This is a genomic window from Neorhizobium puerariae (assembly GCF_042429745.1).
Taxonomy (GTDB): Bacteria; Pseudomonadota; Alphaproteobacteria; order Rhizobiales; family Rhizobiaceae; genus Neorhizobium; species Neorhizobium puerariae.
The window spans coordinates 69,997-89,598 of record NZ_JBHMAA010000017.1 but is presented as its reverse complement, the minus strand read 5'-3'; the positions used below and the strand labels follow the sequence as shown (position 1 = coordinate 89,598).

At 64.4% G+C, this 19,602-nt stretch carries 20 protein-coding genes and 1 riboswitch; of the genes, 12 read left to right on the top strand and 8 right to left on the bottom strand.

The window, feature by feature from the left end; genetic code table 11:
• Window positions 1–12: 12 nt before the first annotated feature.
• Window positions 13–990, bottom strand: coding sequence for an L-threonylcarbamoyladenylate synthase (locus ACFFP0_RS16100; protein ID WP_377262597.1), 978 nt, complete (start codon window positions 988–990; stop codon window positions 13–15).
• Window positions 991–1,122: 132 nt separating this feature from the next.
• Entirely contained in the window at window positions 1,123–1,740 is a 618-nt protein-coding gene (locus ACFFP0_RS16095) for a DUF6656 family protein (RefSeq protein WP_377262594.1), read from the bottom strand.
• A 157-nt stretch (window positions 1,741–1,897) separates the two neighbouring features.
• Window positions 1,898–2,111, top strand: a riboswitch (cobalamin riboswitch).
• 108 nt (window positions 2,112–2,219) lie between these two features.
• Here ACFFP0_RS16095 and ACFFP0_RS16090 point away from each other — a divergent pair.
• The 3 genes from ACFFP0_RS16090 (at window position 2,220) to ACFFP0_RS16080 (ending at window position 4,702) form a co-directional block, all read left to right on the top strand.
• Window positions 2,220–3,464: an aromatic ring-hydroxylating oxygenase subunit alpha gene (locus ACFFP0_RS16090; protein WP_377262591.1), complete on the top strand. Its 1,245-nt coding sequence runs from the start codon at window positions 2,220–2,222 to the stop codon at window positions 3,462–3,464.
• 119 nt (window positions 3,465–3,583) lie between these two features.
• Entirely contained in the window at window positions 3,584–4,009 is a 426-nt protein-coding gene (locus tag ACFFP0_RS16085; protein ID WP_377262589.1) for a BA14K family protein, read from the top strand.
• Between the two features lie 192 nt (window positions 4,010–4,201).
• Window positions 4,202–4,702: a BA14K family protein gene (locus ACFFP0_RS16080; protein ID WP_377262587.1), complete on the top strand. Its 501-nt coding sequence runs from the start codon at window positions 4,202–4,204 to the stop codon at window positions 4,700–4,702.
• Window positions 4,703–4,763: 61 nt separating this feature from the next.
• On the opposite strand, the gene ACFFP0_RS16075 is transcribed toward ACFFP0_RS16080, so the two are convergent.
• A complete protein-coding gene (locus tag ACFFP0_RS16075) occupies window positions 4,764–5,759 on the bottom strand; it encodes a transporter (RefSeq protein ID WP_377262930.1) in 996 nt (331 codons plus the stop codon).
• 240 nt (window positions 5,760–5,999) lie between these two features.
• Here ACFFP0_RS16075 and ACFFP0_RS16070 point away from each other — a divergent pair, with 240 nt between their 5' ends.
• The 3 genes from ACFFP0_RS16070 to ACFFP0_RS16060 all read left to right on the top strand — a co-directional run bounded on the left by ACFFP0_RS16070 (window position 6,000) and on the right by ACFFP0_RS16060 (window position 8,945).
• Entirely contained in the window at window positions 6,000–7,793 is a 1,794-nt protein-coding gene (locus ACFFP0_RS16070; RefSeq protein WP_377262584.1) for an acyl-CoA dehydrogenase, read from the top strand.
• Window positions 7,794–7,808: 15 nt separating this feature from the next.
• Window positions 7,809–8,567, top strand: a complete 759-nt coding sequence (locus ACFFP0_RS16065; protein ID WP_377262581.1) for a crotonase/enoyl-CoA hydratase family protein — start codon at window positions 7,809–7,811, stop codon at window positions 8,565–8,567.
• A gap of 84 nt (window positions 8,568–8,651) precedes the next feature.
• Window positions 8,652–8,945 (top strand): hypothetical protein, encoded by a 294-nt coding sequence (locus tag ACFFP0_RS16060; protein WP_377262579.1) that lies wholly within the window; start codon window positions 8,652–8,654, stop codon window positions 8,943–8,945.
• Window positions 8,946–9,002: 57 nt separating this feature from the next.
• On the opposite strand, the gene ACFFP0_RS16055 is transcribed toward ACFFP0_RS16060, so the two are convergent.
• Both ACFFP0_RS16055 and ACFFP0_RS16050 read right to left on the bottom strand, forming a co-directional pair.
• Window positions 9,003–10,247, bottom strand: coding sequence for a class I SAM-dependent RNA methyltransferase (locus ACFFP0_RS16055; RefSeq protein ID WP_377262577.1), 1,245 nt, complete (start codon window positions 10,245–10,247; stop codon window positions 9,003–9,005).
• Window positions 10,244–10,999 carry a TlyA family RNA methyltransferase gene (locus ACFFP0_RS16050; protein WP_377262575.1) on the bottom strand — a complete coding sequence of 252 codons (756 nt, stop codon included), beginning with the start codon at window positions 10,997–10,999 and terminating at the stop codon, window positions 10,244–10,246. Before ACFFP0_RS16050 ends, ACFFP0_RS16055 begins: the two co-directional genes overlap by 4 nt.
• 147 nt (window positions 11,000–11,146) lie before the next feature.
• On the opposite strand from ACFFP0_RS16050, the gene ACFFP0_RS16045 reads away from it, so the two are divergent.
• From ACFFP0_RS16045 to ACFFP0_RS16030, 4 genes are all read left to right on the top strand, one after another.
• Window positions 11,147–13,087 carry a methyl-accepting chemotaxis protein gene (locus tag ACFFP0_RS16045; RefSeq protein ID WP_377262572.1) on the top strand — a complete coding sequence of 647 codons (1,941 nt, stop codon included), beginning with the start codon at window positions 11,147–11,149 and terminating at the stop codon, window positions 13,085–13,087.
• Window positions 13,088–13,200: 113 nt separating this feature from the next.
• Entirely contained in the window at window positions 13,201–14,196 is a 996-nt protein-coding gene (locus ACFFP0_RS16040) for a DUF4424 domain-containing protein (protein ID WP_377262570.1), read from the top strand.
• 97 nt (window positions 14,197–14,293) lie between these two features.
• Window positions 14,294–14,884 (top strand): cytochrome b, encoded by a 591-nt coding sequence (locus ACFFP0_RS16035; RefSeq protein WP_377262568.1) that lies wholly within the window; start codon window positions 14,294–14,296, stop codon window positions 14,882–14,884.
• Window positions 14,881–15,465, top strand: a complete 585-nt coding sequence (locus ACFFP0_RS16030) for a YceI family protein (protein ID WP_377262566.1) — start codon at window positions 14,881–14,883, stop codon at window positions 15,463–15,465. Before ACFFP0_RS16035 ends, ACFFP0_RS16030 begins: the two co-directional genes overlap by 4 nt.
• 37 nt (window positions 15,466–15,502) lie before the next feature.
• Here ACFFP0_RS16030 and dxs read toward each other — a convergent pair whose 3' ends face one another.
• Window positions 15,503–17,422, bottom strand: a complete 1,920-nt coding sequence (dxs, locus tag ACFFP0_RS16025; protein WP_377262564.1) for a 1-deoxy-D-xylulose-5-phosphate synthase — start codon at window positions 17,420–17,422, stop codon at window positions 15,503–15,505.
• Window positions 17,423–17,525: 103 nt separating this feature from the next.
• Window positions 17,526–18,449: a pirin family protein gene (locus ACFFP0_RS16020; RefSeq protein ID WP_377262561.1), complete on the bottom strand. Its 924-nt coding sequence runs from the start codon at window positions 18,447–18,449 to the stop codon at window positions 17,526–17,528.
• A gap of 108 nt (window positions 18,450–18,557) precedes the next feature.
• On the opposite strand from ACFFP0_RS16020, the gene ACFFP0_RS16015 reads away from it, so the two are divergent.
• Both ACFFP0_RS16015 and ACFFP0_RS16010 read left to right on the top strand, forming a co-directional pair.
• Window positions 18,558–18,836: a toxin-antitoxin system TumE family protein gene (locus ACFFP0_RS16015; protein ID WP_377262559.1), complete on the top strand. Its 279-nt coding sequence runs from the start codon at window positions 18,558–18,560 to the stop codon at window positions 18,834–18,836.
• Complete coding sequence (locus ACFFP0_RS16010) at window positions 18,833–19,183, top strand: HVO_A0114 family putative DNA-binding protein (RefSeq protein WP_377262557.1); 351 nt, start codon at window positions 18,833–18,835, stop codon at window positions 19,181–19,183. The genes ACFFP0_RS16015 and ACFFP0_RS16010 overlap by 4 nt, the downstream gene beginning before the upstream one ends.
• A 53-nt stretch (window positions 19,184–19,236) precedes the next feature.
• Here ACFFP0_RS16010 and ACFFP0_RS16005 read toward each other — a convergent pair whose 3' ends face one another.
• Window positions 19,237–19,596 (bottom strand): DUF1850 domain-containing protein, encoded by a 360-nt coding sequence (locus ACFFP0_RS16005; RefSeq protein WP_377262555.1) that lies wholly within the window; start codon window positions 19,594–19,596, stop codon window positions 19,237–19,239.
• Window positions 19,597–19,602 lie beyond the last annotated feature (6 nt).

Here is a 19,602-nt window from a genome sequence, read left to right as displayed (position 1 = left end):
CTGTTCCCGCGTCTATTCTCTCGGGGCGGCGGCACGGGCCAGCCGGTCGTTGATCGCCTCGCCAAGGCCGTGGTCCGGAATAGGCGTGACGGCAATGCGGACGGCGCCCGTCGCATCGGCGCGCTTCAGGTAATCGAACAGGTTTGCCGCTGCTTGCGCAAGGTCTCCGGACGGGCTGAGGTCGAAAATCGCCACCGCATGTTCGCTTCCCTGCACCGGCCGCGACCCGAGGCGGATCAGGGCCTCGCCGGGCTCCACATGATCGGCGTTCAGCCGGACGCCCGCATTCGGCGCGTAATGGGAGGCAAGCATGCCGGGCGCTTCGATGATCGCGGCGGGACCTTCCGGCCGGATCACCGTGAGGCCGGTCGCCTCCTCTATCTCCTCCGCGGCGACGCCGCCGGGCCGCAGCAGCCGGATCGCGCCGTCCTCGACGCGGACGATCGTCGATTCCACCCCGACCGGTGCCGCGCCGCCGTCAATGACGAGTTTCAGCTTGTCGCCCAGATCCTCGGCCACATGGCGGGCGCTCGTCGGGCTGATCCTGCCGGACGTGTTGGCGCTCGGAGCCGCCAGCGGCTTTCCGAAGGCGCGGATCAGCTCGGCGGCAAATCCCTTCGGCAGGCGGATGCCGACGGTGTCGAGACCGGCCGTCGCGAGCGAATGTATGCCGCCTTCCGCCTTGAGGGGCAGGATCAGGGTCAACGGCCCGGGCCAGAAGGTTTCGGCAAGTTTTCGCGAGACCGGATCGAAGGTCGCATGGCGCTCGGCCATGGCGAGGTCGGCCATATGGCAGATCAGCGGATTGAAGCGCGGCCGGCCCTTGGTCTCGTAGATGCGGGTGATGGCCGCCGGATTGGTGGCGTCCGCCGCGAGCCCGTAGACCGTCTCGGTCGGGATCGCCACGGGAAAGCCGTCCGCCAGCACGGCGCAGGCCCGCTGGAGCGCGCCTTCGTGGTCCTTGGTGATGTCGATGATGTCGGCCGCCATGTATGACCTAAAGCGCCGTACGCCCGAACGGACGTAAAAAGGACGCTCCAACCTTTTTGAATCTACGCGTCGTGCTTTCCGAAAAGCGATTCCGGTTTTCGGAACGATGCTGTAGCGCGGACCGGCTCTGTTTCAAAGTTTTTTGATGATTTCGCGAAGCGCCTCGTTCGAGGCGCCGAGCATCAGTACGTTCTTGATTGCTTCCATGGGGTCGCTGGTCTTGAACAAGAGCCCGTTCTTGCGGATCGAGCGATTGATCCGGAAGGGCTGGCCCGGCTCGCCTTCGACCGCCACGGCGAAGTACATGCGGGAATAGGCGGTGCTGATCCGCTCGAAGAACTTCTCCTCCTCTTCGCTGATGTCCGAGAAGAAGTTGGCAATGTAGAAGGACCAGCTCACCGGCACGCGCCGTGAAAGCAGCGTTCTGGCGGCCGTCACATGGCAATAGCCGAGATGCGGCCTCTGATCGAGCGTGTGATGGGCTATGATTTTCGGGAACTGGATCGAGCGGTGGAAGCCGTTGATGCGCTCGTGGCTCTTTTCGCCGGCCTCTTCGAGGCGTTTGCCGGTGCGCTCCGCGACCTGGGCATGGCTGAGGTAACGGCGTTCCTCCGGCACCCAGATCGGCTTGGGGCGGCCGATGCGGCCTGTCCGCAGGAATTCCGAATGCGCGGCGATCTTCACCTCCGGCGCCACGGGCGGGCTTGGCGGAGGGGCTTCGTAGTAGCGGATCTTCTTCTTGGCCTGCATGATGGAACCGCTCCCATGGATGCCGGGGAATTTTAGAAACTACTTCTTAATGACAGGTTTCCCTTTTGCGAGGCTTGAGAATGCTTTTCCAGGGCCGTCGTCAATGCGGTTGCCGATGTCGCAATGTCGTCTATGCGACACATGCGGCGAATGGTTATATCCGCCTCAGGCTCAAGGTGCCGCCTCGCTAGGGAAGGCGGAGAATTGGGAAGCCGGTCGAAGCCCGGCGCTGCCCCCGCAACGGTGGTGGAGTTCGAAGGTCCGGCGGAAGCCACTGGGAAAGAGCCGCAAAGGCCGCCCGGGAAGGCGCCGGTCCAGTCCCGACGGGACAGCTCCTGAGCCCGGAAACCAGCCTGGAGACCTGGAGAGATTCACCGATCGCGGCGGGCGTTCGGGCAGGGGGCTTTGGGGGCTTAGGCCTGCCGGCTTTCCATGTCCTTCGCGCGCTGCCCAAGGGGCGCATTGGCGAGGAAGGCTAGATGGAAATCCGCAATCAGGTCCTGCGGCAGTTGAAGAACCGCCGCGAAGGCTTCAGTCTCGAACAGGCCTTTTATACCGATCCGCATTATTACAAGCTCGATCTCGAAATGATCTGGTACCGCGACTGGCTGTTCGTCGGCCACGATTGCGAATTGCCGAAGGCAGGCAGCTATTTCACCCTGCAGATCGGCGATTATCCCGTGGTCGTCGTCCGCGGCCGCGACGGGCGGATCAGGGCGCTCCACAATACCTGCCGCCATCGCGGCAGCAGGGTCTGCACCAAGGAGAGCGGCTCGGCGGTTCGCCTCGTCTGTCCCTATCACCAGTGGACCTACGAACTCGACGGCTCGCTGCTGGTGGGGCGGCAGATGGGGGCGGATTTCGACAAGGCGCAATACGGATTGAAGAAAGTCCATTGCGAGAGCGTCGCCGGTTACATCTTCATCTGTCTGGCCCAGGAGGCGCCGGATTTCGCCCCGGTTCGCGCCGCGATCGAGCCTTACATGGCGCCGCATCGCCTGTCGGAGGCCAAGGTCGCCCATCAGTCCACGATCATCGAAAAGGGCAACTGGAAGCTCGTCTGGGAAAACAACCGCGAATGCTACCATTGTGCCGGAAACCATCCGGAACTCTGCCGCACGTTTCCCGAGGCGCCGACCGTCACCGGCGTCGCGGGGGCGATTGACGATCCCGTCATCATCGAGCATTGGCAGCGTTGCGAGGCGGCCAACCTGCCGAGCGAGTTCAGGATCTCGCCGGACGGCCAGTTCCGCGTCGCCCGCATGCCGCTGATCGAAGGGGCGGAAAGCTACACGATGTCCGGCAGGAATGCCGTTGCCCGCCAGCTCTCCGACGACGTGACGATCGACCGGATCGGCACCATGCTGCTCTTCCATTATCCGACCACCTGGAACCACATGCTGGGCGACCACGCCATCTCCTTCCGCGTGACCCCGCTCGGGCCGGAGGAAACGGCGGTCACCACCAAATGGCTGGTCCACAAGGATGCGGTCGAAGGGGTGGACTACCATCTCGAGGAACTGACGCATGTCTGGAACATGACCAACGACCAGGACCGCCGGATCGTCGAGGAGAACGCCTTCGGCATCCGCTCTCCGGCCTACGAGCCGGGACCCTATTCGGCGGTTCACGAGGGCGGCGTCATGCAGTTCGTCGAATGGTATTCGAACTTCATGGTCAACCGCCTGCAGGGCGACCAGGCCAAGCTCTCTATCGTCGCCTGACGGAGAGGGGGCCGGGGCCGCTCGCTTATTCGTGATCGGCCCTGGAACATGCCCGGTAGGAACGAAGTCCTGCGATCCGCGTTGTTCCCAAAATCAGTCTGGAACAAGGAAACACCAGGATGAATACCCTTCGCTTGCGGTTCACCGCGGTCGCAGTCGCCATCGCCTCGACACTCGCCGGCCTTGCGCCCGCCCAGGCCTTTCCGCTTCCCTCGGCTCCCGGCATTTCCGCGGCAAGCCCCGTGACGGAGGTCCAGTACCGGGACCGGCGTGACTGGCGGCGGGACCGTCACGGCTGGTACAACGGCCATCGCGGCTATCGCGACCGCCGGCCGGGCTACCGGTATCACAACGGCTTCTGGTTCCCGCTTGCCGCCTTCGCGACCGGCGCGATCATAGGCGGCGCGATCGCCTCCGACCGCGGCGGATATTCGAACCGGCATGTCGCCTGGTGCGAAAGCCGCTACCGCACCTACCGTGCGTGGGACAACACTTACGTGCCGCGCGCCGGCGTCCGCGCGCAATGCGTCTCGCCCTATCGCTAAGACTTCCCCGGATCTCCCGGTCCGGAACCCGGCGCGGGCATGCGGCCCGCGCCGGGTTTTCTGTTGTGTTAATCACGCATTCAGGATGAATTTCCTAGGATCGCCGCGAAATCCGGCCTGCCTGATATATAAGGCTATCGGCTCCGGCACGGAGAATTGAAAAAGACAACGGTAGGGAATGGAGAACATAACATGACGCTGTTCAAGAAAGTTGCGGTCGCGGGCATTTCCCTCGCCGTTCTGGCCGGCTCGCTGATGCCGGCCGAGGCAATGCCTTTGCCCGCGGCTCCGGCCGCTGGCCTGGAAAGCTTGGACGTCACCCAGGTCCAGTACTGGGATCGCGGCGACCGGTGGGAACGCCGCTCGTGGCGTCGCGACGGTTATCGCGATGGCTACCGCGACGGCTGGTACAACGGCCACCGCGGTTATCGCGACCGCCGGCCGGGCCATCGTTACCATAACGGTTACTGGTTCCCGCTCGCCGCCTTCGCAACGGGCGCGCTGATCGGCGGCGCTATCGCCTCCCAGCCCCGTTATGCCGAGCCGGCTCCGTCCTATGGCGGCGGCGGTGGCGGCATCAATCCACGCCATTACGAATGGTGCTCGGCCCGCTATCGGTCCTACGATTCCTATTCGAACTCGTTCCAGCCCTATAACGGCCCGCGCCAGACCTGCTATTCGCCCTATTACTGAGGACGGCAGGCATTCTTTCTGGAAGCCCGTCCGGCATCGCCGGGCGGGTTTCTTTTTTCCGTCAGAGTATTCCCGTCCGCCTCAGCAGCCACCATGCGGCGAGGATCGACACGCCCATCAGGCCGAAGGCATAGATCGTCCCGCCCGTGCCCTCGGCGAACGGAAGCGACGAGGTGTTCATTCCGAAGAAGCCCGTGACCAGCGAGGGAGGCAGGAGGAAGGCCGTCATCAGCGACAGGATGTAGAGGTGGCGGTTCGTTTCGGAGGAGAGTTTCGAGTCGATTTCCTCGTGCAGCAGGCGGGCGCGTTCCTGCAAGGCATAGACGTCGTGGTCCACGGCCTCCAGCCGGCCGATGAGCCGGGAGGAGGCGTCGTCGAAGCCTGGCGGCATCTCGTCGTCGTCGGCGGCAGCGGCGCGGCGCATCAGCGTCAGCACGGTCCTGAGATGCCGGTGCAGCCGCACGACTGTGCGCCGCACGGGCGCCAGCCGGCGGCGTTCGTCGCGGGGTGCGTTGTCGTAGACGAAGTCCTCGATAAGATTCAGTTCCTCGGTAAGTTCCATCACGAGGCTGATCAGGGTGCGCTGGAATTCGGCGACCAGCGTCTCGAACACGTCGATCGGTTTCCTGTAGCGGGAGGCGTTCTTCTCGATGGCGGCCCGCACGCGGTCGATGGAGCGGAGCGGCTGCAGGCGCGTGGTGATGATCACCCTGTCCGAGACGAAGAAATGCAGCCAGCCGATATCGCGCGTTTCGCTGTCGAACTCCCGCTGGAAATCGATCAGCGTGCCGTAGACGAGCTGTTCGTCGAGCGTGATCGCGGCATGCGTGTCATGCGTCGTAAGCGCGGTGAAGGCGGGCGGGGTCAGGCCCGGGAAATTCTCCAGGAAAGCGTTGACGCGCGTATCGGCGAGATTGAGATGCAGCCAGAGAAAGCCTTCGCCGATCTCAAGGTCGCTGCGGGCGGCGTCGAGCGGAAGTCTGGTGCAGGGAGCCGAGCCGGGACGAAAGTGATAAGCCCAGACGAGGCCGGGAATGGCGGGAGTGACAAGCGACATGGGCGAGGAATCCGGAAGCATGGGACATCTCCATAAGCCTCTTGTGTAACGCCGGTTTCAACAAGATTCTCTAAAGCAAGAACTCGATCCGGTCTCGCTGTTTCGCCTGTTCATGGCGTGTGACCTAAATGGGGGGTAATCTGATGCGGTGATTGACAACAATATTTACGTTTACGTAAAAAGCAAAGAGGAGCCGGCCGATGTGGATGTCGGTCGAATGCGCCGGCAAGGAGGAGCACCATGTACAAGGCACCGGTAGAGGAAATCGCCTTCACGCTGAACCATGTGGCAGGCCTTGCGGATGCCGTGGAGATCGGACGGTTTGGCGACCTGAGTTCGGATCTGGTCAGCGCGATCCTGGAAGAGGCGGGGCGTTTCGCCACCAACGAGATGGAACCGCTTGGCGGGATAGGCGACACCCAGGGTGCCCGGCTCGTCGATGGCGAGGTCAGGACGCCGGACGGCTGGCCGGAGCTTTATCGCCACTGGCGCGAAGGCGGCTGGAACGGGTTGACCGCGCCGGAGGCTTTTGGCGGCCAGCATCTGCCGCACATGCTGAATGTCGCCGCGCTGGAGATGTGGAATTCCGCCTCCATGGCTTTCGCGCTTGCCCCGACGCTCACCATGGGGGCGATCGAGGCGCTCGTCGCCCATGGCAGCGATGCGCTCAAGGAGAAATATCTCGCGAAATTGGTGTCCGGCGAATGGACCGGCACGATGAACCTCACCGAACCGCATGCCGGTTCCGATCTCGGCGTCCTCAAGACCCGCGCGGAACGGCGCGACGACGGCACCTATCGTATCTTCGGTCAGAAGATCTTCATCACCTGGGGCGAGCATGACGCAGCCGACAACATCGTCCACCTCGTGCTCGCGCGGCTTCCCAACGCGCCGGCCGGCACGCGCGGCATTTCGCTTTTCCTCGTGCCGAAATTCCTGGTGAACGAGGACGGCTCCCTCGGTCCCCGCAATGATGTCTTCTGCCATTCGCTCGAACACAAGCTCGGCATCCACGGTTCGCCGACCTGCACGATGATCTATGGCGACGGAGTGTTCGGCGGGGAGAAGGGGGCCATTGGCTGGCTCGTCGGCGAGGAGAACAAGGGGCTCGCCTGCATGTTCACGATGATGAACAATGCCCGCCTCGCGGTCGGCATGCAGGGGGTGGCGATCGCCGAGGCCGCCACCCAGAAGGCGGTCGCCTACGCCCACGGGCGGACGCAGGGCAAGGCGCCCGGCTGGAGCGGCGAGGGCCAGCGCGGGGACATGAGTCCGATCATAGAGCATCCGGATGTCGCCCGCACGCTGATCACCATGAAGGCCCTGACCCAGGGCGCGCGCGCCATCTGTTATGCCTGCGCCCATGCGATCGACATGTCGCACCACATGGCGGCCGACGAAGCGCGGCACTGGGCCGAGCGCGCGGCGCTTCTGACGCCGGTCGCCAAGTCCTTTGCGACGGATGTCGGGGTGGAGGTCGCCTCCCTCGGCATCCAGGTGCATGGCGGCATGGGCTTCATCGAGGAAACCGGGGCGGCTCGCTATCTGCGCGACGTCCGCATCGCGCCGATCTACGAGGGCACCAACGGCATCCAGGCGATCGACCTGGTGACCCGGAAACTGCCGCTCTCCTCCGGCGAGCAGGTGCGGGGCTTCATCGGCGAATTGAAGGAAATCGCCGAAAGCGTCGCCGCGTCGAACGATCCGGCTTTCGGCGAGACCGGGGACCGGCTGCGCGCCGCGATCGCCGCGCTGGAGGCCGCCACGGGCTGGCTGCTGGAGGTGCAGGCCGCCGGAAGGAATTCCGATGCGCTCGCCGGGGCCACGCCCTATCAGCGCCTGTTCGGCCTGACGCTCACCGGCTGCTACCTCGCGAAGGGCGCGCTGATCGACATTGGCGACGGCGGCGCGGAAAAGCGTGTCGCTCTCTGCCGTTTCATGGCCGAGAACCTGCTCGCCGAAACCTCGGCGCTGAAGGATCGCGTCATCGCCGGCGCGGCAAGCCTTGAAGCCGCCCGTACCGTTCTTGCCTGAAAGGAGGCCTCCCCCGTGAGCGACGACCATATCCTTGTCGAGCATCCCGAAGCCCATCCGGGCGTCATGGTGATCCGCTTCAACCGGCCGGAAAAGAAGAACGCCATCACGACGGCCATGTACAGGCGCATGACGCAGGCATTGCATGAGGCCGGCAACCACCAGGCCGTCCGCGTCGTCGTCTTCCTCGGCACGGAAGGTTGCTTTTCCGCCGGCAACGATCTCGGCGATTTCCTGGATTTCGCGCTGAATGGCGGCGGCGGCCAGCCGGCGGCTTTCGAGTTCCTTCAGGCGCTCGCCACGATCGAGAAGCCGCTGGTTTCTGGTGTCGACGGACTGGCGATCGGCATCGGCACGACGCTCAATCTGCATTGCGACATGACGATCGCGTCCCCGCGGAGCCTGTTCCGGACCCCGTTCGTCGATCTGGCGCTGGTTCCGGAGGCGGCCTCCAGCCTGATCATGCCCCGCCTGATGGGCCATCAGCGCGCTTTCGCCATGCTGGTGGCCGGCGAGGGCTTCCCGGCGGAAGCCGCGCTTGCGGCGGGCCTGATCCTGAAGGTGGTGGAGCCGGAGGCGGTGGAGCGGGAAGCCTTGGCAATGGCCGGGAACCTTGCCAGGAAACCGCCGCATGCGCTGAAGATCACCCGCAACCTCCTGAAGGGGAACGGCGACGACGTCCTCGGCAGGATGGACGAGGAACTGGTGCACTTCACCGCGCAGTTGAGGAGCGCCGAAGCCCGCGCCGCTTTCGAAGCCTTCATGCGGCGTTAACGCTTCCCGCGAGGAAAGCCGGATCGCCGTCTTCTTTTGGGGCACGGGCAGGGTTAGACTTGCGCTGAACGAGGAGGAATCCCCATGCGCAAGATCCTGGCCGGCCTGATGACACTGCTGATCTCCTGCTCCGCCGCCGGCGCCGGAGAATTGTCGATCGGCAGCGTCGGTGCGCCCATGTCGCTTGCCCAGTACGACAGCCGCACCCGGACCGATGACCGGCGGCCGCGGCCCCAGCGTTATGTCTGCGTCGTGCAGCCGCGCGAAAGCGACGACCGCAGCCGGCCCTATGTCTGCCGCGCCGATGCCGGCCGCGTCGGCGGCACCTGCCGCTGCTCGAACGTCGTTGGCACGGGCAGGCTGGATCTCGACGACTGACGTCTGTCGCCCGGAAACGGCTGCCGGTTTCGGGACGACGATTTCGTGGAAACGGGATTATTTCTCCAGCAGCGCCACCGCTTCCACATGCGGAGACCACAGGAACTGGTCGATCGGCGTGACGGACTTGATGCGATAGCCGCCATCGACGAGAATGCGCAGGTCGCGCGCCAGCGTTACCGGATTGCAGCTCACCGCGGCGACGGTCCTTATTGCGGACCGGGCAAGCTCCCTGACCTGTGCCTCGGCGCCCGCGCGCGGCGGATCGAAAACCACGGCATCGTGGTTCTTCAGCTCCTGAACCGTCATCGGCCGGCGGAAGAGGTCGCGTTTCTCGATGGTCACGGGCTTCAGTCCCTGCGTATTGCGGGCGGCGTGGTCGAGCGCCTTCAACGGCTTCTCCTCGCTTTCGACCGCATGCACTTTGGCATTTCGCGCCAGCCGCAGGGCAAAGGTGCCGGAGCCGGCGAAGAGATCGAGCACGCGCTTTGCCTTCGTCACATGCGCGGTGACCAGATCGGCCATCGCGTCCTCGGCCGGCCTGGTCGCCTGGGTGAAGGCGCCGGGCGGCGGCGAAACCTTCACGCCGCCGAAGTCGATCAACGGCTTCTGCGGCTCGATGACGATTTCACCGTTGACCGAGACGCGGGCGATGCCCCTGAGGCTGAGGACGACTTCGGTCACAGCGCGCCGTTGCCTGTCGGCAAGCGGTTTCAGGTCCGTGGCGGCAAGGTCGAGCCCGGAAAGCGTATCGAGAACCGTGATGTGGAAGGTATCCGATCCGGCCGCGAGCGCTTCGCCGATGGACCGGATCGCGTCGAGCCGCGCCACGATGCCGGGCGCGGCGACCGGACATTCCTCGATCGACACGATGTGGTTCGTCTCGGCGCGGTTGAAGCCGAGCAGCAGGCCCTTCTCCGTCTTGCGGGCGGAGAAGACGGTGCGCCGCCGCTCGCCGGGATGCGCGGCGACGAGTTCGCCGACCGCGGGCGCAAGCCCCCTGGACTTCAGCGCTTCGACGACAAGGTCCCGCTTGAAGGCGCGATAGGGCGCATCCGCGAGATGCTGCAGCGAGCAGCCTCCGCAGGCGTCGCGATCGGGATTGAAATGCCGACAGAGCGGCTCGATGCGGTCCGGCGAGGCCTCCGCGATCGAGATAAGGATGCCATGGCCGCCGTTGCGGGCAATCGCCACGGTTTCCCCCGGCAGGGCATGGGGCACATAGATCGGTCCCTTCCCGCCTTCGGCAATGCCATGGCCCTGCGCGCCGAGACGCGTGATCTTTACGGTTTCTGTGCTCATTCCGGCTTTCTTCCCGCGAGCAGGAACTCCTGGTTGCCGTCGCCGCCGGAGATCGGGGAGGGGGTCAGGCCGAGGCCCGTCCAGCCCATGTCCTCCACCAGCCAGCGTTCGAGTCCGGTCGCCACGGCCGGCGCGCTTCCGGGATCGCGCAGCAATCCGCCCTTGCCGATCGCTTCCCTGCCGGCCTCGAATTGCGGCTTGACGAGAAGCACGCATATGGCCCCCGGCCGGGCAAGGTTCAATGCCGGCGGCAGCGCCAGCTTCAGCGAGATGAAGGAAACGTCCGAGACGACGAAATCGATCTCGCGTCCGCCGAGGTCGTCCCCTGAGAGATGGCGGGCGTTCAGCCCTTCGATATTGGTGACGCGCGGATCGCCGGCAATCCGCTCATGCATCTGGCCATGCCCGACATCGATCGCCGTTACGTGGCGCGCGCCCCGCTTCAGCAGCACTTCCGTGAAGCCGCCCGTCGAGGCGCCCACGTCGAGGCAGGTCCTGCCTTCGGGATCGAGGCCGAACCGGTCGAGCGCCGCCGACAGTTTCAGCGCCGCCCGGGAGACATAGGCCTGGGCCGGGTCGTCGATGACGATCGTCGCGTCCGGCGGAAAGGTCTGGCCCGCCTTGACGGCCACCTGGCCGTTGACCGTGACCGTGCCGCGCGCGATCGCGTCGCGGGCTCGCGAACGGCTTTCGAGGAGGCCGAGCGATACCATAAGCTGGTCGAGGCGCTGAGTTTCAACGGGCTTGGACATGACGGCAGTCAATGCCCGCCCGCTGCCCGATATGCAAGTGTTTGCACCGCGAAAACTCGTAGCGGCAGCAAACCGATTCTTAAGGATGTTGGGGTTCTCTCCTGAACGGAGGAGAGCCTGCATTTTTTCATCGAGCGGAAGCCCCTCATGTCGCTTAAAAACCTTTCACTAAACAAAAAACTGATCATTACCTTCGTCGCGCTGATGTCGGTCTGCCTGCTGGCATCGGCCGGTGTCTACTGGCAGGCATTGAGATCGAGCCGCGCCTCGGCGCAGCAGGTCGTCTCGCAGACCATTCTCGCACAGGTGGACAATGCGCTGGAGGCCATGCTGGAGCAGGCCGTCAACCAGCGCGGCTTCCTGCTTTTCAAGAGCGACAGCACCTATAACGACGTCTTCAACAACCGCGACAAGATGATTGCGGCGATCGATGCCGCCAAGAAGGCCGCAGCCGGCATGCCGGACCTTCTCGCCTCGCTGGATGCGATGCGCACGACCGCGGATGTCTTCCACACCCAGCTCACCGTGCCGCAGCTCGACGCCCGCAAGAACACCGACAAGCCGATCGAGGAAGTGATCGAAATCGGCCGCAACCAGGCCAAGGGGCAGCTCGACGGCTTCCGTGAAGCGGCGGCCAGGATCAAGAAGCAGGCGCTCGACCTGACGACCGGCCTGCAGGATACCCAGTCTGGTGCGCATACCGACCTGCTGCTCACGCTGCTTTTCGGCGGCGGCCTTGCCGGCCTCATCGCGGCAGGCCTCGTCTGGGCCCTGTCCCGTGCCATCGTCACGCCGATCGTCGGCATGACCGAGGCCATGGCACAGCTTGCCGGCGGAAACAACGAGATCGCCGTGCCCGCGCTCGATCGCGGCGACGAAGTCGGCCGCATGGCGAAAGCGGTCGTCGTCTTCAAGGACGCCGCGATCGAAAAGCAGCTGCTCGCCCGCGATGCGGATGCGATGCGCGAAAGCCGCGAGCGCGAGCGTCTTGCCAATGACGCGCAGAAGGCCCGCGAGGCCGCGGATATCGAATTCGCGATCGACTCGCTTGCGACCGGCCTCACCAACCTTGCCAATGGCGACGTCGCCTATCGTCTCGACAATCCCTTCGCGGGCCGCCTCGACCGGCTCAGGACGGATTTCAACCAGGCGCTCGGCAAGCTGCAGGCCGCTCTTCAGGCAGTCGGTGAGAACGCCTCGGCCATCAGCGCCGGCTCCGCCGAAATCCGCGCCGCTGCCGACGACCTCGGCCGCCGCACCGAACAGCAGGCCGCAGCGGTCGAGGAAACCGCCGCAGCCCTCGAAGAGGTGACGACGACCGTGAAGGAATCCGCCCGCCGCGCCGAAGATGTCGGCCAGCGTGTCGAGCGGGCCCGCATCGGGGCCGAGCGGTCGGGCGACGTGGTCCGCCGCGCTGTCTCCGCCATGGAGCAGATATCCAGGTCTTCCGGCGAGATCATCAACATCATCAGCGTCATCGACGATATCGCCTTCCAGACCAACCTTCTGGCGCTCAATGCGGGCGTCGAGGCGGCGCGTGCGGGCGATGCGGGCAAGGGTTTTGCGGTCGTCGCCCAGGAGGTGCGGGAACTCGCGCAGCGCTCCGCCAATGCCGCGAAGGAGATCAAGGCGCTCATCACCACGTCCAGCCAGCAGGTGGATGCCGGCGTGGCGCTGGTCGGCGAGACCGGCCAGGCGCTGCAGGCGATCGTCGGCGAGGTGCAGCAGATCAACGAGCACCTGAACGCGATCGTGATTTCCACCCGCGAGCAGTCGACGGGTCTGCAGGAGATCAATTCCTCGGTCAACAACATGGACCAGGGCACCCAGCAGAATGCCGCCATGGTCGAGCAGCAGACGGCCGCCAGCCACAAGCTTGCCCAGGAGGCCCAGTCGCTCGACACGCTGCTGAGGCAGTTCAACCTCGGCTCTTACTCGGCAGCCTATGCTCCTCGCCCGGTTGCGGCTTCCGCCGAGGCACGGCCGGCGGCCTCGCCTGCCAATGCGCTGCGTTCCACGCTTGCCCGCGCCTTTTCCGCCAAGCCGGCGACCGCCGCGGCGGTGAAGGAGGAATGGTCGGAATTCTGATCCGCCCGATCATTTGCGAGATGATGGAAGGCAGGCCGAATAACATCCGGCCTGCCTTCTCTGTTTTTGGAATCCGGTCTATCTTGCCGCCGCAACGAGGCTGGAGACAAGATATGCGTTGGATACTGCTCGCCGGTGGACTGCTTTGCGTGGCGTCACCGGCATTCGCCAATGACACCACTGCGGAACTGACGACCGGCGGCCTCGCCTTTTCCCAGACGTCCGATGTGACGATGGAGGAGGAGAACCTCTATATCTCCCAGAAGGAAGTGCTGGTCGACTACGTCTTCAGGAACACCGGGGATTCCGATTTCGAGAGCATCATCGCCTTTCCGATGCCGGACGTCACCGGCGGCTCGCAAAGCGATATCGCCTATGGCGACCCGGAGAAGGATAACTTTCTCGGATTTTCGGTTGTCCAAGACGGCAAGCAGATAGTGCCCGAATTGCAGCAGCGCGTGATTGCGGTCGGTATCGACCGGACCGACGAACTTGTCGCCCGCAAGATCCCGCTCCTGCCCTACAGCGACAAGACATCCGAAGCGCTGAAATCGCTGCCGGAGGACGTGAGGAAACAGTGGATCGCCGAGGGGCTGATCTATGTGGACAGCTACGACGCGGGCAAGGGCTGGCAGGAGGATTTGCGGCCTGCCTGGACGCTGCGCTCCGTATACTGGTGGAAAACGGCGTTTCCGGCCGGCAAGCCGGTGCGCGTCAGCCACCGCTACGCGCCGAGCGTCGGCGGCACGGTCGCCATGACCTTCATCGACCAGGGCAAGCCGGGCACGACCTACAAGGACTACGTGGAGCGCTATTGCATAGACAGCGCCTTCATGAAGACGGCGGCGAAACTGGAGGCTGCCGGAAGCAAGTCCGGCCCGCACTATGTGGAACAGTGGGTTTCCTATATCCTGACCACCGGCGCGAATTGGGGCGGTCCGATCGGCAAGTTCAAGCTGACGGTCGACAAGGGCCGGCCGCAGGATTACGTCAGCTTTTGCGGCAAGGGCGTAAGGAAGGTCGGTCCGACCACTTTCGAGATGACGGCGGAGGATTTCACTCCGGAAAAGGACCTGGACATTCTCTTTCTCGTCGCCGCGGACCAATAAGGGCTCAGCGACTGTTGATGCGGCGTGATCGTTCGCGATTTGCCGAAAGACGCTTTGAGGAGGATGATCCCGGCATGAGATTTCCGGGAAGCCGTTCATGCGTCGTCCTGCCAATCGCTACGATTCATTCACGATCATCCTGCACTGGCTGATGGCGGCGCTGATTCTCGGCCTTGTCCTGCTCGGTTTCGTGATGACGAGGCCGTCCATCGACCCCACCCTGCAGTTCGCGCTTTTCCAGTGGCACAAGTCGTTCGGCATGCTGGCGCTGCTGCTCGCCATCGTCAGGCTGCTGCATTCCCTGATGTTGGTCCGGGTGAAGCCGGTCGAGGGCATGAGCCGGCTTGAGCATCTGGCTGCGGCGGCCATGCACCATGTGCTGCTGGCCCTGGCGGTCGTGATCCCCCTGGCGGGCTGGATGATCGCTTCGGTCTCGCCGCTGGAAATCCCGACCTTCGCCTTCAACCTCGTCGTCATACCGCATCTGCCGGTGCCGAAGTCGGATTCGGCCGAGGCCTTTTGGGCGATGATCCATGCCCTGCTTGCCTATTCGGCGCTGGCGCTGGTGTTCCTGCACTCGGGCGCCGCTCTCTATCACCATTATCGCCGGCGCGACGACGTGCTGGTCCGCATGCTGGGCGGCCGGCGTCAGGCCGCCAAGTCAGCCGTCAGGGAGTGGCGATCATGACCCGCAAGACAACCTTGTTCGCGACGCTGCTCGTCGCGGCCTCTCTTCCCCAGACGGGCCTCGCCGTCGATGTTCCGAGCCTTGCCGAAGCCGCCGGCCGTTATGCCATCACGGGCGGCTCCAGCATCGCGTTCACCGTCGAACAGGTGGGCGGCGGCGGCATAAAGGGCAGGTTCGGCAGGTTTTCCGGCACCTTCAACCTCAAGGCGGGCGACCTTCCGCATTCCATGGTGAATTTCGAGCTGAAGCCGGAAAGCGTCAGCACCGGTCAGGACCGCATCGACGCCTTCCTGCGCTCCGGCGCGGTCTTCGATACCGGCCATTTCGAGACGATCTCGTTCCGCTCCGAACGGGTCGAGCAGACCGGCCCCGACAGCGCCCGCATCACGGGCACGCTGACGGCCAAGGGCCGCAGCTCGACGGAGAGCTTCGACGTGAAACTGACCGCATGGAGCGGCCGGAGGATCGCGTTCAACGTCAGCGGCAGAATCTTCCGTTCGCGCTACGCGATGGACGTCGGCACGCCGATCTATTCCAATGTCGTCCAGTTCGACATGAAGATCGAAGGCTTGCGCGGCTGAACCGTACCGCGCAGCAAGTGCGCGACCTTTGGGAAAATCAGCCGGCGAAACCGACGCCGATCTGCGTCTGGCCAAGCGTCTTGAAGACTGTCGAAACGATGCCGGCGCGATCGAGACCGGCCCGGGCATACATGGCGTCGGGCGTCGCCTGTTCCATCCAGATATCCGGCAGCACCATGGAGCGGATCTTCAGCCCGTTGTCGAGCAGGCCTTCGCCTGCGAGGAACTGCAGCACATGGCTGCCGAAGCCGCCGACCGCGCCTTCTTCGACGGTGATCAGCACTTCGTGATGGCGGGCGAGCTGGCGGATCAGGTCCTGGTCGAGCGGTTTTGCGAAACGCGCGTCGGCGACAGTGGTGGAAAGCCCCGCCGCATCGAGGTCTTCCGCCGCCAGCAGACAGTCCTTCAGACGGGTGCCGAAGGAAAGCAGGGCCACCTTCGCCCCCTGCTTGACGATCCGCCCCTTGCCGATCTCGAAGATCTGGCCGCGTTCCGGCAGTTCCACGCCGACGCCTTCCCCGCGGGGATAACGGAAGGAGATCGGGCCGGCATCATAGGCGGCCGCGGTCCGCACCATATGTTTCAGTTCCGCCTCGTCGGCGGCGGCCATCACCACCATGCCCGGCAGGGTGGCGAGGAAGGTCGTGTCGAAGGAGCCCGCATGGGTCGGGCCGTCCGCCCCGACGAACCCGGCGCGATCGATCGGGAAACGGACAGGCAGGCCCTGGATCGCCACGTCATGCACGACCTGGTCGTAGCCGCGCTGCAGGAAGGTGGAGTAGAGGGCGCAGAACGGCTTGTAGCCTTCGGCCGCAAGCCCGGCCGCGAATGTCACTGCATGCTGTTCCGCGATGCCGACGTCGAAAGTGCGGCCGGGGAAGGTCTCCGCAAACTTGTCGATGCCGGTGCCGTTCGGCATGGCCGCGGTGATGCCGACGATCCGGTCGTCGAAACCTGCTTCCTGCACCAGCGCTTCGCCGAAGACGCTGGTATAGGACGGCGCGTTGGGCTTGGATTTAGCCTGCGCGCCGGTGATGACGTCGAACTTGTTGACGCCGTGATACTTGTCGGCGGCGGCTTCCGCCGGAGCGTAGCCCTTGCCCTTCTGCGTGACCACATGGATCAGCACCGGGCCGCGGGCGTTGTCGCGCACGTTGCGCAGCACCGGCAGGAGATGGTCGAAGGAATGACCGTCGATCGGGCCGATATGATAGAAGCCCATTTCCTCGAACATGGTGCCGCCGGTGACGTAACCGCGCGCATGCTCGACGGCGCGGGTGATCGCCCGGTCTATGCCGTGGCCGAGATAGGCGGTCAGCTTCTTTCCGAGTTCGCGGAAACCCATGTAGGTGCGGCCGGAGGCGAGCCGCGCCAGATAGGCGCTCATCGCGCCCGTCGGCGGAGCGATCGACATGTCGTTGTCGTTGAGGATGACGATCAGCCGGGCGTCGAGCGCGCCGGCATTGTTGAGCGCCTCATAGGCCATGCCGGCGGACATCGCGCCGTCGCCGATGACGGCGATGACATTGCGCTTCGAACCGGAGAGGTCGGCGGCCACCGCCATGCCGAGGCCGGCGGAGATCGAGGTGGAGGAATGGGCCGCGCCGAACGGATCGTATGCGCTCTCGGCCCGTCGGGTAAAGCCGGAAAGCCCGCCTTCCTGGCGCAGCGTGCGGATACGGTCACGCCGGCCGGTCAGGATCTTGTGCGGATAGCACTGGTGGCCGACGTCGAAGATCAGCCGGTCGTCCGGCGTGTTGAACACCTTGTGGATGGCGACCGTCAGCTCCACGACCCCCAGGCCCGCGCCCAGGTGCCCGCCCGTGCGCGACACCGCGTCGATCATCTCGTCGCGCACTTCACGCGCAAGCTGCGGCAGGTCGCGATCATCGATCTCGCGAAGGTCGGCGGGAAGCTTGACCTTGTCGAGCAACGGCGTGGCGGGCATTGATGTCACGGATTGTGGCCTTTGTCTCATCTTGTCCGGAAGTCTGTCCTTCCACAAGATGAGAAGAAAACAGGCTTTTTCAAGTTGTCCTGTAAGAGGTTTCTAATCGATTTTAGGCTGTGGGCAAGGGGACAAACTCTTCCTCGTCGCCCGGCACGATGTCGAAACGGCCGGTCCGCCATTCTTCCTTGGCTTTTTCGATCCGCTCCTTGGACGAAGAAACGAAATTCCACCAGATATAGCGCTTGGAATTCAGGGCTGCTCCGCCGAAGAGCATCAGGTGACAGCCTTGCGGCCCGGCTTCCAGCGTGATCGCGTCGCCCGGACGGAAGACGAGAAGCTGGTCGGCCGCAAATCGGTCGCCGGAAACCGCAAGCTCGCCGGAAAGGATATAGATCGCCCGTTCCTCATGCGCCGCCGCGAAGGGAAAACGCCTGCCGGGCTCGAGGCGGAGGTCGACATAGAGCGTATCGGTGAAGGCCGGAACCGGTGAGGCCAGCCCCTCGAAGGAGCCGATCACCACGCGGCCCTTCACCCCGTCCGCATCGATCACCGGCATGGCTTCCTTGCCGGTATGGGTGAAGGCGGGGTCGATCTCCTCCCTATCGTCCGGCAGCGCCAGCCAGGTCTGCAGGCCGGAGACGGATTGCGGATGGCCGCGCAGGTTTTCCGGCGTGCGCTCCGAATGCACGATGCCGCGGCCCGCGGTCATCAGGTTGATGTCGCCGGGGCGGATGACGAGCTCGGTGCCGAGACTGTCGCGATGCTTGATCTCGCCGTCGAAGAGATAAGTGACGGTGGAAAGCCCGATATGCGGATGCGGCTTGACGTCAAGCGCTTCGTCGGCGCGCAGGAGCGCCGGCCCCATGCGGTCGAAGAAGATGAAGGGGCCGACCAGCCGGCGCTGCCTGCTCGGCAGCGCGCGCCGCACGGCGAAACCGCCGATATCGCTGGTGCGGGGGATGATCAGGTTCTCGATCGCGTCGCAGGCGAAGGCGTCGCCCGCGACCGGGTCTTTTCCGGGAAAAAAGGACATGGCCGTTCTCCATCTTGCAGGATGAGAGCTTAGCCTGAATGAGGGATCACAAACAACCACCTCGTATGGCGATTGACGCCATATGGCATCGGATGCCATAGTGCCTGCATGAAAGCCGAGCTCGTGATCCGCGAACGCATTGTCTTCCGTGACGGCGCGATCATGGAAATCAAGATATGGCGGGTGCCGGAAAAGGTGCCGCCATCACAGCATTTTCTGAAATACTCGTTGTTCTACGGCCGGCCCGGCGAGCGGTCGGTAGGATATGATAACGAGCGCGACAAAGGCGACCACCGGCATTATGGCAGCCATCGGTTCATCTCGATCGAGCAGATGCTGGTGGATTTCAGGCAGGATGTCGAAGCAATAAGAGGAGAAAAGATATGAGCAGGGACATAGAGCTACATATCGGCGGCTCCTTCGATGACGTCGCGAAACGCGTGTCGGATGCCTGGCATCGGGCGGAAAAGGGTGAAGTCGTCTCGGAAGACCATCTGACCTTCGTCACCTGGGATGCCTTTTCCAGTACGATGACCGGCAAGCGGTTGGAGTTACTACGCTATCTGCACAAGTATCCGCAGACAAGCGTCGCCGCTCTGGCGCGCGCCCTTGGCCGGGATTATCGGCGGGTTCATGAGGATGTCGAAATTCTCGGGCGGGCCGGTCTGGTCGAGCAGGACGAGACGGGGCTTCATGCCGGTTACGATGAAATCCGCACTGTGATCTCTCTCTAGGCGCCACAGCATCGGCCCGAAAATCGGAATCGATTTTCGGAAAGCACGACGCTCTATCGGCACCGGCTCAGCACCACCTCATCCCCGGCCGTTGCGCCCAGTTCCACGCATCCGCCGTCATGGCAGAGCTTCCAGGCGCTGGGCGTCGTGCCCGACGCGGCGAGGGAAACACGCTTTTGCGGCGGCAGGGCAGGGCGCCAGGTCCACCAGCCGTCGCGAAACACCGCATCCGGCCCCGGTTCCATGCCGGCTCCCGAGCCCTTCACCTCCGCCTGCCGCAGTTCCAGACCGGAAGGCGTCACCGCCCATGTCTCCCGCCATTCGGTCTTCTGCGCCGAATGGGTCCAGGTGAGGGTGAACAGCGAGACGGCGAGCGCCGTGAGCTTGCCGCCGGCGAGGATGCAGAGGCTCATGGCCGG

Bases quoted from the DNA above. Each gene is read 5' to 3' on its own strand.
- ACFFP0_RS16080 (WP_377262587.1), top strand. From the start codon at position 4,202: ATGACGCTGTTCAAGAAAGTTGCGGTCGCGGGCATTTCCCTCGCCGTT.
- ACFFP0_RS16070 (WP_377262584.1), top strand. From the start codon at position 6,000: ATGTACAAGGCACCGGTAGAGGAAATCGCCTTCACGCTGAACCATGTG.
- ACFFP0_RS16085 (WP_377262589.1), top strand. From the start codon at position 3,584: ATGAATACCCTTCGCTTGCGGTTCACCGCGGTCGCAGTCGCCATCGCC.
- ACFFP0_RS16010 (WP_377262557.1), top strand. From the start codon at position 18,833: ATGAGCAGGGACATAGAGCTACATATCGGCGGCTCCTTCGATGACGTC.
- ACFFP0_RS16015 (WP_377262559.1), top strand. From the start codon at position 18,558: ATGAAAGCCGAGCTCGTGATCCGCGAACGCATTGTCTTCCGTGACGGC.
- ACFFP0_RS16055 (WP_377262577.1), bottom strand. From the start codon at position 10,247: ATGAGCACAGAAACCGTAAAGATCACGCGTCTCGGCGCGCAGGGCCAT.
- ACFFP0_RS16040 (WP_377262570.1), top strand. From the start codon at position 13,201: ATGCGTTGGATACTGCTCGCCGGTGGACTGCTTTGCGTGGCGTCACCG.
- ACFFP0_RS16050 (WP_377262575.1), bottom strand. From the start codon at position 10,999: ATGTCCAAGCCCGTTGAAACTCAGCGCCTCGACCAGCTTATGGTATCG.
- ACFFP0_RS16030 (WP_377262566.1), top strand. From the start codon at position 14,881: ATGACCCGCAAGACAACCTTGTTCGCGACGCTGCTCGTCGCGGCCTCT.
- ACFFP0_RS16075 (WP_377262930.1), bottom strand. From the start codon at position 5,759: ATGTCGCTTGTCACTCCCGCCATTCCCGGCCTCGTCTGGGCTTATCAC.
- ACFFP0_RS16095 (WP_377262594.1), bottom strand. From the start codon at position 1,740: ATGCAGGCCAAGAAGAAGATCCGCTACTACGAAGCCCCTCCGCCAAGC.
- ACFFP0_RS16020 (WP_377262561.1), bottom strand. From the start codon at position 18,449: ATGTCCTTTTTTCCCGGAAAAGACCCGGTCGCGGGCGACGCCTTCGCC.
- ACFFP0_RS16060 (WP_377262579.1), top strand. From the start codon at position 8,652: ATGCGCAAGATCCTGGCCGGCCTGATGACACTGCTGATCTCCTGCTCC.
- ACFFP0_RS16045 (WP_377262572.1), top strand. From the start codon at position 11,147: ATGTCGCTTAAAAACCTTTCACTAAACAAAAAACTGATCATTACCTTC.
- ACFFP0_RS16005 (WP_377262555.1), bottom strand. From the start codon at position 19,596: ATGAGCCTCTGCATCCTCGCCGGCGGCAAGCTCACGGCGCTCGCCGTC.
- ACFFP0_RS16035 (WP_377262568.1), top strand. From the start codon at position 14,294: ATGCGTCGTCCTGCCAATCGCTACGATTCATTCACGATCATCCTGCAC.
- ACFFP0_RS16090 (WP_377262591.1), top strand. From the start codon at position 2,220: ATGGAAATCCGCAATCAGGTCCTGCGGCAGTTGAAGAACCGCCGCGAA.
- ACFFP0_RS16100 (WP_377262597.1), bottom strand. From the start codon at position 990: ATGGCGGCCGACATCATCGACATCACCAAGGACCACGAAGGCGCGCTC.